This is a genomic window from Pseudomonas marginalis (genome assembly GCF_001645105.1).
GTDB lineage: Bacteria > Pseudomonadota > Gammaproteobacteria > Pseudomonadales > Pseudomonadaceae > Aquipseudomonas > Aquipseudomonas petroselini.
In genome coordinates this window covers 165,418-178,726 of record NZ_LKEG01000036.1, presented here as the reverse complement: position 1 = coordinate 178,726, position 13,309 = coordinate 165,418, and the positions used below count along the sequence as shown (strand labels likewise).

10 protein-coding genes are annotated in these 13,309 nt (G+C 63.6%); all 10 read left to right on the top strand.

Going from position 1 to position 13,309, the window contains the following annotated elements:
* The first annotated feature begins 14 nt into the window (after nt 1–14).
* The 10 genes from treZ to AO064_RS12355 all read left to right on the top strand — a co-directional run bounded on the left by treZ (nt 15) and on the right by AO064_RS12355 (nt 13,109).
* The gene (gene treZ / locus AO064_RS12400) at nt 15–1,760 is read left to right on the top strand and encodes a malto-oligosyltrehalose trehalohydrolase (protein WP_064053478.1); all 1,746 of its coding nucleotides are present in this window, start codon (nt 15–17) and stop codon (nt 1,758–1,760) included.
* The gene (malQ, locus tag AO064_RS12395; protein ID WP_064053477.1) at nt 1,757–3,841 is read left to right on the top strand and encodes a 4-alpha-glucanotransferase; all 2,085 of its coding nucleotides are present in this window, start codon (nt 1,757–1,759) and stop codon (nt 3,839–3,841) included. Before treZ ends, malQ begins: the two co-directional genes overlap by 4 nt.
* On the top strand, nt 3,838–6,588 hold the full coding sequence (locus tag AO064_RS12390) for a malto-oligosyltrehalose synthase (protein ID WP_064053476.1): 2,751 nt from the start codon (nt 3,838–3,840) through the stop codon (nt 6,586–6,588). Before malQ ends, AO064_RS12390 begins: the two co-directional genes overlap by 4 nt.
* 23 nt (nt 6,589–6,611) lie before the next feature.
* The gene (locus AO064_RS12385) at nt 6,612–6,884 is read left to right on the top strand and encodes a DUF2934 domain-containing protein (protein WP_064053475.1); all 273 of its coding nucleotides are present in this window, start codon (nt 6,612–6,614) and stop codon (nt 6,882–6,884) included.
* Between the two features lie 119 nt (nt 6,885–7,003).
* Complete coding sequence (gene glgX, locus AO064_RS12380) at nt 7,004–9,163, top strand: glycogen debranching protein GlgX (protein WP_064053474.1); 2,160 nt, start codon at nt 7,004–7,006, stop codon at nt 9,161–9,163.
* Between the two features lies 1 nt (nt 9,164).
* Nucleotides 9,165–10,163, top strand: coding sequence for an acyl-CoA dehydrogenase family protein (locus tag AO064_RS12375; RefSeq protein WP_064053473.1), 999 nt, complete (start codon nt 9,165–9,167; stop codon nt 10,161–10,163).
* Nucleotides 10,160–10,918 carry a PIG-L deacetylase family protein gene (locus tag AO064_RS12370; protein WP_064053472.1) on the top strand — a complete coding sequence of 253 codons (759 nt, stop codon included), beginning with the start codon at nt 10,160–10,162 and terminating at the stop codon, nt 10,916–10,918. The genes AO064_RS12375 and AO064_RS12370 overlap by 4 nt, the downstream gene beginning before the upstream one ends.
* Entirely contained in the window at nt 10,915–11,514 is a 600-nt protein-coding gene (locus tag AO064_RS12365; RefSeq protein WP_012724529.1) for an SAM-dependent methyltransferase, read from the top strand. The genes AO064_RS12370 and AO064_RS12365 overlap by 4 nt, the downstream gene beginning before the upstream one ends.
* On the top strand, nt 11,511–12,170 hold the full coding sequence (locus AO064_RS12360) for a glycosyltransferase family 2 protein (RefSeq protein ID WP_064053471.1): 660 nt from the start codon (nt 11,511–11,513) through the stop codon (nt 12,168–12,170). The genes AO064_RS12365 and AO064_RS12360 overlap by 4 nt, the downstream gene beginning before the upstream one ends.
* Nucleotides 12,171–12,347: 177 nt before the next feature.
* Nucleotides 12,348–13,109, top strand: a complete 762-nt coding sequence (locus AO064_RS12355; RefSeq protein WP_064053470.1) for a PIG-L deacetylase family protein — start codon at nt 12,348–12,350, stop codon at nt 13,107–13,109.
* The last annotated feature ends 200 nt before the right edge of the window (nt 13,110–13,309 follow it).

Here is a 13,309-nt window from a genome sequence, read left to right as displayed (position 1 = left end):
GGAGGTTTTTATAGATGCCGTTACGGACTCTGGAAACCTGGCCCCACGGCGCAATCATGCTGGACGCGCAACACACGCGTTTCGCCTTGTGGGCGCCAGACGCGTTTTATGTCAGCGTTGAATTGGAAAACGGCAAGTCCGTCGCCATGCTGCCCCAGGCAGAAGGCTGGTTTGAAACCGAAATAGCGTGCCCGGCGGGCACGCGCTACCGCTTCAATATCGATGGGGAGATGGACGTACCCGATCCCGCCTCCAGGGCCCAGGCCTCGGATGTGCACGGTTGGAGCGTAGTGGTCGACTCCCTCGCCTATCAATGGCGTCACAGCAACTGGCAAGGCCGCCCCTGGCACGAGGCAGTCATCTATGAACTGCACGTCGGTGCCATGGGGGGTTATGCCGGCATTGAGAAACACCTGCCACGCCTGGCCGAGTTGGGCGTTACCGCGATTGAATTGATGCCGTTGGCGCAGTTCCCCGGCGATCGCAACTGGGGCTACGACGGGGTCCTGCCCTATGCACCCCAAGCCTCCTACGGTACGCCCGAACAGCTAAAGCACCTGATCGACAGCGCCCACGAACATGGCCTGGCGGTGATTCTCGACGTGGTCTACAACCACTTCGGGCCCGACGGCAATTACCTGGGCCAGTACGCCAAGGGGTTCTTCCAGGAAGACGTGCACACGCCATGGGGCGCCGGCATCGATTTCAACCGGCGTGAAGTGCGGGACTTCTTCCTCGATAACGCATTGATGTGGTTGCTCGAATACCGCTTCGACGGCCTGCGCCTGGACGCGGTACACGCCATCGATAACCCGGAGTTCCTGAAGGAACTGGCGCACCGCGTGCGCGAGCAGGTGGACACAGGCCGCCATGTCTGGCTGATGCTCGAAAACGAGCTCAACCAGGCCGGGCTCCTGCAGCACGATTTCAACGCGCAGTGGAATGATGATTTCCATAATGTGTTGCACGTGCTGTTGACCGGCGAAACCGATGCGTATTACAGCGACTTCGCCCAAGACCCGACCGCTAAATTGGCCCGCTGCCTGGGCGAAGGCTTTATCTACCAAGGCCATACAACCCGGCATGGCCATGTGCGTGGCGAACCGAGTGGGCACCTGCCACCGAGCGCGTTCGTGGCGTTCCTGCAAAACCATGACCAGATCGGCAACCGTGCCCTGGGCGAGCGCCTGCATCAGCTTTGCTCGCCGCAGGCCTTGAAGGCGGCGACCGCCCTGCTGCTGCTGTCGCCGATGATCCCGCTGATGTTCATGGGTGATGAGGTCAACGCCAGCGAGCCTTTCCTGTTTTTCACCGATCACCATGGCGAGCTGGCCGAGGCGGTGCGTGAAGGTCGACGCAATGAATTCAAGGATTTCGCCGCGTTCCAGGACCCGGAGCGGCGCGAACGCATTCCCGATCCCAATGCCCTGCCGACCTTTTTGCAAACCACGCCCAGCTTCGACGAGAACGAACACACCCAGCTCTATCGCCAACTGCTGAGCCTGCGCCACCGGCATCTCGTGCCGCACCTGCCCGGCAGTGTCGCGCTGGGCGCTCAGGTCCTGGCCGATCACGCCGTCAGCGCCCGTTGGCGCCTGGGTAACGGCAGTGTGCTGCGGATCGACCTCAACTTGAGCGCCGTGCCGCTGGATCACCCCGCCACGGAGCCGGTCCTTTTTCAAACGCCTGCCAACGCTGGCCCATCTCTGCCGCCGTACAGCGCACGCATCACCCTATCCCCTGTTGGAGAGCACCCTTGAGTGAAGCGAACCTTGAAATACTCGCCAGCCGAGCGGGCCTGGCCGTCGATTGGATCGACGCAAACGGCCGCCCGCAACGTGTAACACCCGACGCCCTGCGCGCCGTTCTCAAAGGCCTGGGCCACCCGGCCGACAGTGACGCAGAGATCGACGCCAGCCTGCTTGAACTGGAGCGGGTGCAACAAGACAAACACCTGCCGCCCTTACTGACCATCGACAGTGGTGACGGCCTCGACCTGGCGCGCTACTTCGAACCGGACACCCTGTGCCGGGTCAGCCTGGAAGACGGCGACACCCTGGAACTGCGGCTCGATGGCAACGCCGTCCTGCCAGGCGTCATTGCCCTGGGTTATCACCAAGTGCATATCGCCGACCAGGTCTTCACCCTGGCCGTCGCCCCCACGCATTGCTACAGCGTCGCCGAAGCGGTCGATACCCAACCGGCCCGCGCCTGGGGCCTCAGCGCGCAACTGTATGGCCTGCGCCGCCTGGGCGACGGCGGTTTTGGCGATACCCTGGCCTTGGAGCACCTGGCCCGCTCGGCGGCCGAACGCGGCGCCGATGCCCTGGCCATCAGCCCGATGCATGCGATGTTCAGCGCCGACACCGGGCGCTACAGCCCGTATTCGCCATCGAGCCGGTTGTTCCTCAACAGTTTGTACGCCTCCCCGGGCTGCATCCTGGGTGAACGCGAAGTGCGCAACGCGATCGAGTCCCTCGGCCTGGAGGATGAACTGCACGCGCTGGAGCAACACACCCTGATCGACTGGCCCGCCGCTGCCAAGGCCAAGCAACGCCTGTTGCGTGCACTTTATGAAGACTTCCGTCACGGCCAACACCCACAACACGCCGACTTCCTCAGTTTCCGCCAGGCCGGTGGCGAGGCGCTGGAAAACCATTGCCGCTTCGAAGCCGTGCAAGCGGCTCGCGCAGCGGCGGGTGAAGCACTCGACTGGCGCCACTGGCCCGAAGACTGGCGCAGCCCGCAGAGCCCGGCACTGGCGCAGTTCGCCGAAGACAATCGCGATGAGATCGGCTACTTCGCCTTCAGCCAATGGCTGATCGCCCGTTGCCTTGAGCGCGCGCAACAAGCTGCGCGCGGCAGCGGCATGGGCGTGGGCTTGATCGCCGACCTCGCGGTGGGCGCCGACGGCGGTGGCAGCCAGGCCTGGAGCCGCCAGGATGAATTGCTGGCCGACCTGACCGTCGGTGCGCCGCCCGACATTCTCAACCGTGCCGGCCAGGGCTGGGGGATTTCCGCCTTCTCGCCCGAAGGTCTCAAGCGCAATGGTTTTCGCGCCTTTATCGAAATGCTGCGCGCCAACTTTGCCCATGCCGGCGGCTTGCGCATCGACCATGTGATGGGCCTGCAACGCCTGTGGGTGATCCCCATGGACGCCTCGCCGCGCGAAGGCGCCTACCTGTATTACCCGGTGGATGACCTGTTGCGGCTGTTGGCGCTGGAGTCCCACCGTCACCAGGCCATTGTGCTCGGTGAAGACTTGGGCACGGTGCCGGATGGCCTGCGTGAAAAACTCATCGCGCGCTCGATCCTGGGCATGCGTGTGTTGCTGTTCGAGCAAAACCACGAGGGCCGGTTCACGCCGATCCTCGACTGGCCGGACAACGCCCTGGCCACCACCAGCACCCATGATTTGCCGACCCTGAACGGTTGGTGGCACAGCCGCGATATCGACTGGAACATCCAGCTCGGCCTGATCGACGCGCCCACGGTGGAGCAATGGAGTGAACACCGCCTGCGCGAACGCCAGGCACTGCGCCAGGCCTTGAGCCAGGACCCGCAGAACTTCGTCGAAGAAATCCGCAATGAAACCGACCATATGATCGACGCCAGTGCGCGCTACCTCGGCCACACCCGCGCGCCCTTGGTGCTGTTGCCGTTGGAGGATGCCCTCGGGGTGGAGGAACAAGCCAACCTGCCCGGCACCACCGACACCCATCCCAATTGGCGTCGCCGCCTGCCGGGCGAGGCTTCCAGCCTGCTCGACAATGCCGGTGCCGCCCGCCGCCTCGAGCTGTTGGCCGTCGCGCGCAACCAAGCCTATGAGCGTGACCGATGAACGCACTGCCCCTGCGCGCGACCCAGCGCCTGCAATTCCATAAAGGTTTTACCCTCGATGATGCGGTGCCCCTGGTGCCGTATTTCGCCCAGTTGGGCATCAGTCACCTGTATGCCTCGCCGCTGCTCAGCGCCCGTGCCGGGTCCATGCATGGCTACGATGTGGTCGACCCCACCAGCGTCAACCCGGAGCTGGGCGGCGAACCCGCCCTGCGCCGCCTGGTCGCGGCGCTGCGTGAACACAAGATGGGCCTGATCCTCGATATCGTTTCCAACCACATGGCCGTGGGCGGCGCCGACAACCCTTGGTGGCTGGACCTGCTGGAATGGGGGCGACTGAGCCCCTACAGCGAGTTCTTCGATATTCAATGGCACTCGCCCGACCCGCTGCTCAAGGGCCAATTGCTGATGCCGTTCCTCGGCAGCGACTACGGCGAAGCCCTGCAGGCCGGCACCCTGACGTTGCAGTTCGACGCCCCCCACGGCGCGTTCTACGTTGAGCATTACGAACACCGCTTCCCGATCTGTCCAAAGGACTACGCGGCGATCCTGGGCACCGAGGCGCCGCTCAAGCCATTGGCCGAGCGCTTCACCGCCCTCGCCCATCAGGAAGACGCCTACCACGAGGCGGCGTGGCTCAAACAGGCCCTGGCTGAACGCGCCACCGAGGTGCTGCCGGCCATCGAGCAGCGGCTGACCACCTTCGACGGGCGCCAGCCCGAAGGCTTCAAGCGCCTGCATCAACTGCTGGAACAACAGGCCTACCGCCTGGCCAGCTGGCGCACGGCGGCGGATGACATCAACTGGCGGCGCTTCTTCGATGTCAACGAACTCGGCGGCCTGCGCGTAGAGCGTACCGCGGTGTTCGAAGCCACCCATGGCAAGATCTTCGAACTGATCAGCGAAGGCTTGGTGGATGGCCTGCGCATCGACCATATCGACGGCCTGGCCGACCCGCGCGGGTATTGCCGCAAGCTGCGCCGTCGCGTGGATTCGCTGGTGCCGGAGCGGCACTTGCCGATCTTCGTCGAGAAGATCCTCGGCGAGGGCGAAACCCTGCGTGAAGACTGGCAAGTGGACGGCACCACCGGCTACGAATTCATGAACCAGTTGTCGCTGCTGCAACACCAGCCGGACGGCTTCGAACCGTTGGCCGAGCTGTGGACACGCCACAGCGAACGGCCTGCGGCGTTTATCGAGGAAGCGCGGCTGGCACGCCAGCAGATCCTCAATGGCTCCCTCGGCGGTGACTTTGAAAGCGTGGCCCAGGCCCTGCTGCAAGTGGCCCGCGACGACGTGATGACCCGCGACCTGACTCTCGGGGCCATCCGCCGGGCCTTGCAGGAACTGATCGTGCACTTCCCGGTGTACCGCACCTACATCAGCGCCCGTGGCCGTAGCGCCGCCGACGACAAGGTGTTCCAGCAGGCCATGGACGGCGCGCGCACGACCTTGGGCGAAGGCGACTGGCCGGTACTTGAGCACCTGGAAAATTGGCTCGGCGGCCAGCCCTGGCGCAATCGCCCGGTGGGCCGTGAGCGCAAGATCCTCAAGCATGCCTGCGTGCGCTTCCAGCAACTGACCTCGCCCGCCGCCGCTAAAGCGGTGGAAGACACCGCGTTCTATCGTTCGGCGGTGCTGCTGTCGCGCAACGACGTGGGCTTCAGCACCGAACAGTTCAGTGCGCCCTTGGCCGACTTCCATGCGGTCAACCAGCACCGTTTGCAGACCTTTCCCGACAACCTGCTGGCCACCGCCACCCACGACCACAAGCGCGGCGAAGATACCCGCGCGCGCCTGGCCGTGCTGAGTGAGTGCGCGCCGTGGTATGTCGAACAGGTCGAGCATTGGCGCAGCCTCGCCGCGCCGCTGCGGGTTGACGCGAATACCCCGTCAGCCGGCGATGAATTGATCCTCTATCAGGCCCTGCTGGGCAGTTGGCCGCTGGACCAGGACGCCGACTTCGAGGGTTACCAGCAACGCCTGTGGCAATGGCAGCAAAAAGCCCTGCGCGAAGCCAAGTTGCAGAGCAGCTGGAGCGCGCCCAACGAAGCATATGAGCAAGGCGTCGAAGCCTTCCTCTCGCGGCTGCTGCTCACTGATGAGGGGCGCGAACTGCGCACCGCGATTGGCAACGCCGCCCAGGTGATCGCCCCGGCCGGTGCGCTCAACGGCCTGGCGCAATCCTTGCTTCGCATCACCGTACCGGGTGTGCCGGACCTGTACCAGGGCGACGAGTTCTGGGACTTCAGCCTGGTGGATCCGGACAACCGCCGCCCGGTGGATTTCAACGCACGGCAACAGGCGCTGGATACTCCGCCGGACCTCGGTGAACTGTTGTTCAACTGGCGCGACGGGCGCATCAAACAGGCGTTGATTGCTCAGGTGTTGGGCTTGCGTAAAGCCCATCCCGAACTGTTCCGCAGCGGCGCATATACACCGCTGGAAGTGGTCGGCACGCACGCCGAACGGGTGGTCGCTTTCGCCCGCGAGCATCAGGGCAAATACGTGCTGGTGGTGGTACCACGCTGGTCGCACGCGCTGCTTGAAAACGGTGTGCACCCTCAGGTCAATGCGCGGGTTTGGGGCGATACACGGGTGAAATTACCGTTCGCCGTGACAACTCAAAACTGGAAGGGACTTTTTCATACAGGCGCAGTCACACCAAACAAGGAGCTGTTGATCAGCACTGCCCTGGGGGATTTCCCGGTCAATGTCTTTATCAATCCTGATGATCAAGAAAGCTGAAATTTTCTGCGAGGAGCATTGTGATGAGTACTGAAGACAAACGCATACGCGAACTGGCACATCAGATCTGGGAGTCTGAGGGCAAACCCCACGGCGATGACGCGCGACACTGGGAGATGGCGCGCAAGCTGGCGGAAGCCGAAGCGCTGACGCCGAGCAAGCCCAAGCCCACTGCCAAGCCCAAGGCAAGCGCACCCAAGCCCCCGCCAAAATCCAAGCCGGCCGCACCGGCCGCCAGTAAGCCAGCACCACCGGCGGCGAAGAAACCACCTGCGCCGAAAAAGCCCAAGCCTTGAACCCGAGCCTCTTGCCGGCGCCGTCGGCAAGGGGTGATTTCATTTTCCATATTGTCAGCTGAAATTTCGTCAGCACGGCCGCACTCGGCCTGAAAAAAGACCTTTGCAGGAGCAACACAATGAGCAAACCCGACAAAACCCCACCGACGCCGGACAACGAGCCGTCGCGGATCCGTGAAGGTTTGCCCTTCCCGCTTGGCGCGACCTGGGATGGCCTGGGCGTCAACTTTGCACTGTTTTCGGCCAACGCCACCAAAGTGGAGTTGTGCCTGTTCGATGATTCCGGCGAGGTCGAGCTGGAACGCATCGAACTACCGGAATACACCGACGAGACCTTCCACGGCTATCTGCCCGACGCCCACCCTGGGCTGATTTACGGCTACCGCGTGTACGGTGCGTATGACCCGGCCAACGGCCACCGTTTCAACCACAACAAATTGCTGATCGACCCCTATGCCAAACAGCTGGTGGGCGAACTCAAATGGTCCGAGGCGCTGTTCGGCTACACCATAGGCCACCCGGATGACGACCTGAGCTTCGACGAACGCGACAGCGCGCCCTTCGTGCCTAAGTGCAAGGTGATCGACCCGGCCCACACCTGGGGCAACGATCAGCCGGTACGGGTGCCGTGGGACCGTACGATCATCTACGAAACCCACCTGCGCGGCATCAGCATGCGTCACCCTTCCGTCGGCGAGTCCGTGCGCGGCACCTGCGCCGGGCTGATGGAAGATGACGTGCTCAAGCACATCCGCCAGCTGGGTATTTCGTCGGTAGAACTGCTGCCGGTGCACGCCTTTGTCAACGACCAGCACCTGCTGGAAAAAGGCATGACCAACTACTGGGGTTACAACAGCATCGCGTTTTTTGCTCCCGACCCACGCTACCTGGCCAGCGGCAAAATTGCTGAGTTCAAGGAGATGGTTGCGCACCTGCACGAAGCCAAGCTCGAAGTGATCCTGGACGTGGTCTACAACCACACCGCCGAGGGCAACGAGCGCGGTCCGACCCTGTCGATGCGCGGTATCGACAACGCTTCGTACTACCGCCTGATGCCGGATGAAAAGCGTTTCTACATCAATGATTCCGGTACCGGTAACACCCTGGACCTGAGCCACCCGTGCGTGTTGCAAATGGTCACCGACTCGCTGCGTTACTGGGCGACCGAGATGCACGTCGACGGTTTCCGCTTCGACCTGGCGACCATCCTTGGCCGCTACCGCGATGGGTTTGACGAGCGCCACAGTTTCCTCGTGGCCTGCCGCCAAGACCCGGTACTGCGCCAGTTGAAGATGATCGCCGAGCCCTGGGACTGTGGCCCCGGCGGATACCAAGTGGGCAACTTCCCGCCGGGCTGGGTGGAATGGAACGACCGTTTCCGCGACACCGTGCGTGCATTCTGGAAAGGCGACGACAGCCAGTTGGCCGACTTTGCCGCCCGCATGACCGCTTCCGGCGAGATGTTCAACCACCGTGGGCGCCGCCCTTACAGCTCGGTGAACTTCATCACCGCCCATGACGGGTTCACCCTGCACGACCTGGTGTCGTACAACGACAAGCACAACGAAGCCAACGACGAGAACAACCAGGACGGCAGCAACAACAACCTGTCGTGGAACCACGGTGTCGAAGGCCCGACGGACGATCCGGAAATCAACGCGCTGCGCCTGCGGCAGATGCGTAACTTCTTCGCCACGCTGCTGCTGTCCCAAGGCACGCCGATGCTGGTGGCCGGTGACGAATTTGCGCGTACTCAGCACGGTAATAACAACGCCTACTGCCAGGACAGTGAGATCGGTTGGATCAACTGGGACCTAGACGAAGACGGCAAGGCACTGCTCAAGTTCGTCAAGCGCCTGATCAAGCTGCGCCTGGCCTATCCGATCCTGCGTCGCGGGCGCTTCCTGGTCGGCGACTACAACGAAGACATCGGCGTGAAGGACGTCACCTGGCTGGCGCCGGATGGCAACGAGATGACCACCGAACAGTGGCAAGACAGCAACGGCCGCTGCCTGGGCATGCTGATGGATGGCCGCGCCCAAGAGACCGGGATTCGCCGCCCTGGCGCCGATGCCACCTTGTTGCTGGTGGTCAACGCGCACCACGATATGGTCAATTTCCGCCTGCCGTCGGTGCCCCAAGGTGAATTCTGGACCTGCATGCTCGACACCAACGAGCCGGCCGTGCGCGGCCAGGAACGCTTTGACTTTGATCACGATTACGCGGTGACCGGCCGCTCGCTGCTGCTGTTCGAACTGCAGCGTGACGACGAGGTGTGAGATGGCTTTGCATGGATTCCTTCAGGGCTACCGGGGCTATGCGGACACGCAAGCCCTGGGCGCGGCCCTGAAGGCGCTTCAGGAGGAAGGCCTGGACCAACTGCCCTTGCCGGGCAGCGGCCAGACACTGGCGCGGTTCAGCCGCTTGGCGCAGGTGGCAGGCCATGACCTGCGCCTGTGCAAGCTGTTCGAAGGCCACACCGATGCCTTGGCGATTATTGCCGAGCTCAACAGCCCCTTGCCGCCCTTGGGCAGCACATGGGGCATGTGGGCGGCCGAGCCGCCAACGGCCAAGGTGCGTGTGCTGCAAGAGGGTCATCGCCTCAGGGTACAAGGGCGTAAAGCCTGGTGCTCCGGCGCGGCGGTGGTCAGCCATGGGTTGATGACCGCCTGGGATGAAGAAGATCGGCAGCAGTTGGTAGCGGTGCACATGGATCAACCCGGCATCACCGTCACTGACGAGGGCTGGAACGCGGTGGGCATGGCCGCCACCGGCAGTGTGGAGATTGTGTTTGACGGGGCGTGGGGGCTGGCCGTTGGTGGACCGGGCGACTACCTCGCCCGCCCCGGTTTCTGGCAAGGCGGCATCGGTATCGCCGCCTGTTGGTACGGCGCGGCGCAACGGCTGGCGGAAGTCTTGCGCGAACATTGCGGCAAGCGCCCCGAGCCGCACGCCCTCGCCCACCTCGGCGCCGTCGACAGCGTATTGAACAGCGCTGCCTGCGTACTGCGCGCCAGCGCCGAACAGATCGACCGCGCACCCAAGGCCGACGCCAGGGAACTGGCTCAGCAGACCCGTGCCTGCATCGAAGACACCATTGAGCAAGTGATGCACCACGTCGGCCGCGCGGTCGGCGCGGGGCCTTTCTGCAAGGACCCGCATTTTGCCCAATTGATGGCGGACTTGCCGGTGTATATGCGTCAGAGCCATGCCGAGCGCGACTTGGCAGGCCTCGGAGCATTGGTCGCAGACGACTCCACAGGGAGGTGGCAGTTATGAAACCCAACCCGATTGTGGGCCAGGGCACGCCGCTGCATCACTGGCAGGCCTCAGCGAAAATGGCCGAGCTGCCCCACATCAGCGTCGAACAATTGGTTCCCGAAGGGCATCGTGCCGTGATAATCGCGCCCCATCCGGATGATGAAGTGCTGGGGTGCGGCGGGTTGATGCAGGGATTGGCGGCGCTGGGCCGGCCGATCCAGCTGATTTCGGTGACCGATGGCAGCGCCAGTCACCCCGGCTCGCAGCGCTGGTCGGTGGAGCGCCTGAGCGTGGTGCGCCCTCAAGAGTCCGCCCAGGCCCTGCATCGCCTCGGCTTGCCACTGCACAGCCTGAAATGGCTGCGCGCAGGGTTTGCCGACAGCCAGGTGGCCGCTCGCGAAGCGGAACTCGCCGCGTTTATCCAGCGCTACCTCAAACCCACCGATGTGGTGTTCACCACCTGGCGCGAAGACGGCCATTGCGACCATGAGGCCGTCGGCCGTGCCAGCGCCAAGGCTGCCCAGGCGGTAGGCGCCACCCTGTATGAGTTGCCGGTGTGGACCTGGCACTGGGCAACCCCGGAAAACAGCCTGGTGCCCTGGCACCGCGCGCGCAAGATCCCGCTGACCGGCGAAGCCGTGGCCCGTAAGCGCCACGCCATCCATGCGTTTGCCAGCCAACTGGAAGGCGACCCGCAGATCGGCCTGGCGCCCGTGCTCGCGCCCTATGTGGTGGAGCGCCTGTTGCAACCCTTTGAAGTGGTATTCGTATGAGTGTGGCTACGCCTTACTTCGACCAACTGTTCGCCGAAAACGACGACCCCTGGGCCTTTCGCCAACGCTGGTACGAGCGACGCAAACGCGCGATGACCTTGGCCATGCTCACGCGGCCTCGCTATGCCTCGGTGTTTGAACCGGGTTGCGCCAATGGCGAACTGAGTTTTGAGCTGGCCGCCCGCTGTGATCGCCTGTTGTGTTGCGACACTGCCTCGGCGGCCGTGGCCCTTGCGCGCAGTCGCTTGCTCGGCTTCCCCCATGCCGAGGTGCAGCAGAGCCGTTTGCCCGAGCAGTGGCCCACCGGCCGGTTCGAGCTGATCGTGCTGAGCGAGTTGTGCTACTACCTGGATGCCGAAGACCTCTGCCGGTTGATCGATCGCGCCCGCGCCTCGTTGACCGCCGACGGCCAGTTACTGGCCTGCCATTGGCGTCCACCTATCGCAGGCTGCCCGCAAACCGCCGAAGAGGTGCATGCCTTGCTGCAGCAACGATTGGCGATGCCGCAGGTGGCCAGCTATCACGAACATGACTTTCTGCTCGACCTGTGGAGCTGCGATGGCACCTCGGTCGCTACCCTTGAGGGCCTGCGATGATCGGCATTCTGATCCCGGTACATAACGAAGAGGCGTTGCTGGGCGACTGCCTGAAAGCGGCACTGATCGCCGCGGCCCACCCTGGCCTGTTGGGCGAAGCGGTGACTATCCTGGTCGTGCTCGACAGTTGCAGCGATGGCAGTGCCGCGATTGCACATGCCTACCCGGTGCAGTGCCTGGAAGCCCAGGCGCGCAATGTGGGCCATGTGCGGGGTGTGGGCGCACGTCACCTGCTCAATCAAGGTGCGCGCTGGATCTCCTGCACCGATGCCGACAGCCGGGTGGCGCCCGATTGGCTGGTGGCCCAACTGGCACTGGGAGTGGACGCGGTATGCGGCACCGTGACGGTGGATGCCTGGAGTGAAGATTTCGACCCGGCGGCGCAGATTCGCTATCACCAAGGCTATGAGGCGCGGGACGGTCATCGGCACATCCACGGTGCCAACCTGGGGGTAAGCGCCGGCGCTTATATTCGCGCCGGTGGTTTCGACCCCCTGCCGTGCCATGAGGATGTCCAATTGGTGCGCAACCTTGAGTTGTGCGGCGCCTCTATCGCGTGGAGCCACACCCCGCAAGTGATCACCAGTGCGCGCCTGGACGCCCGTGCACAAGGCGGTTTCGGCGACTATTTGAAGACCCTGATGCACGCCACTTAAAAAAACGACGTTACAAAATGTGAAACCCGGCAATCCTTGTCTATGCTGAGGACGCCTTGCTGGCATTCCTGGAGTGGAATGCCATGCCATCACCGCGGCGGAGCCTGCGGTGAATAAAAGAGCGTCGTCCCGTCAACGGGGCACGACCCAGCATCAACCGACAAGGATGTGACACCCATGAAGCTTGCTTCCTTAAGCGACGGCCGTAGCGGCCCTGCTCAAATCTGGAACAGCGCCCCACAGCTGGCGCAAATCCCGCCCATTACCCCTTCCGCTTTGGTGCCGCGCGGCGCACGCGTGGTGATTATCGCCCCTCACCCCGGCGACGAAGTATTGGCCTGCGGCGGCTTGCTGCAGTTACTCAGCACGCGGGAACATCCGCTGCAACTGATCTCCATCACCGACGGCAGCGCCAGTCATCCAGGTTCCAACGTGTGGCCAGCCAGCCGCCTCAGCGTGATCCGCCCCCAGGAAAGTGCCGAGGCCCTGCGCCGCCTGGGCATGCCGCTGCACAGCCTGAAGTGGATCCGCGGCGGCTTTTGCGATAACGCCCTCGCCGCCCGCGAACCGCAGCTGAGCCCTTTCATTGCGCGTTACCTGCAACCGGGTGATGTGGTGTTCAGCACCTGGCGCAATGACGGCAATGAGGACCACGACGCCGTCGGCCGTGCCAGCGCCAAGGCCTGCAGCCTGGTCGGCGCGCAGCTGTACGAACTGCCGATCTGGGCCTGGCACTGGCCTGCCCGCGAAGGGGCGATCATCCCCTGGCAGCGCGCGCGCAAGGTGCGCCTGGACACCTGGAGCGTGGCGCGCAAACTCCATGCCGCCCATGCCTACGCCAGCCAATTGGCCGGTGACCCGGAGATCGGCCTGCCACCGATGCTGGCCCAGGTGTTGCTGGAAAGAATGCGCGAGCCGTATGAGATCGTGCTTACGTAGGCTCCCCACTCGTCTACACCTGTCAGTTCTGACAGTAGCGCCCTGCGCGATGTGTGGCTAGGGTGCAAAACAGGCTGCACAGGTTGAGGTGCAGTCGAGAAAGCCATGCCAACCCTTTGCACTGGCCGGTGTTTTCAGAACTGGGTAATCCGCTGTCCCTGCTCCGTATCGCGCATCACGTTGTCATGGTCTGGCCCGTA

Excerpts from the sequence above, each read along its gene's own strand:
- treZ (WP_064053478.1), top strand. The coding sequence starts at position 15 with ATGCCGTTACGGACTCTGGAAACCTGGCCCCACGGCGCAATCATGCTG.
- AO064_RS12390 (WP_064053476.1), top strand. The coding sequence starts at position 3,838 with ATGAACGCACTGCCCCTGCGCGCGACCCAGCGCCTGCAATTCCATAAA.
- AO064_RS12385 (WP_064053475.1), top strand. The coding sequence starts at position 6,612 with ATGAGTACTGAAGACAAACGCATACGCGAACTGGCACATCAGATCTGG.
- glgX (WP_064053474.1), top strand. The coding sequence starts at position 7,004 with ATGAGCAAACCCGACAAAACCCCACCGACGCCGGACAACGAGCCGTCG.
- AO064_RS12375 (WP_064053473.1), top strand. The coding sequence starts at position 9,165 with ATGGCTTTGCATGGATTCCTTCAGGGCTACCGGGGCTATGCGGACACG.
- AO064_RS12370 (WP_064053472.1), top strand. The coding sequence starts at position 10,160 with ATGAAACCCAACCCGATTGTGGGCCAGGGCACGCCGCTGCATCACTGG.
- AO064_RS12365 (WP_012724529.1), top strand. The coding sequence starts at position 10,915 with ATGAGTGTGGCTACGCCTTACTTCGACCAACTGTTCGCCGAAAACGAC.
- AO064_RS12360 (WP_064053471.1), top strand. The coding sequence starts at position 11,511 with ATGATCGGCATTCTGATCCCGGTACATAACGAAGAGGCGTTGCTGGGC.
- AO064_RS12355 (WP_064053470.1), top strand. The coding sequence starts at position 12,348 with ATGAAGCTTGCTTCCTTAAGCGACGGCCGTAGCGGCCCTGCTCAAATC.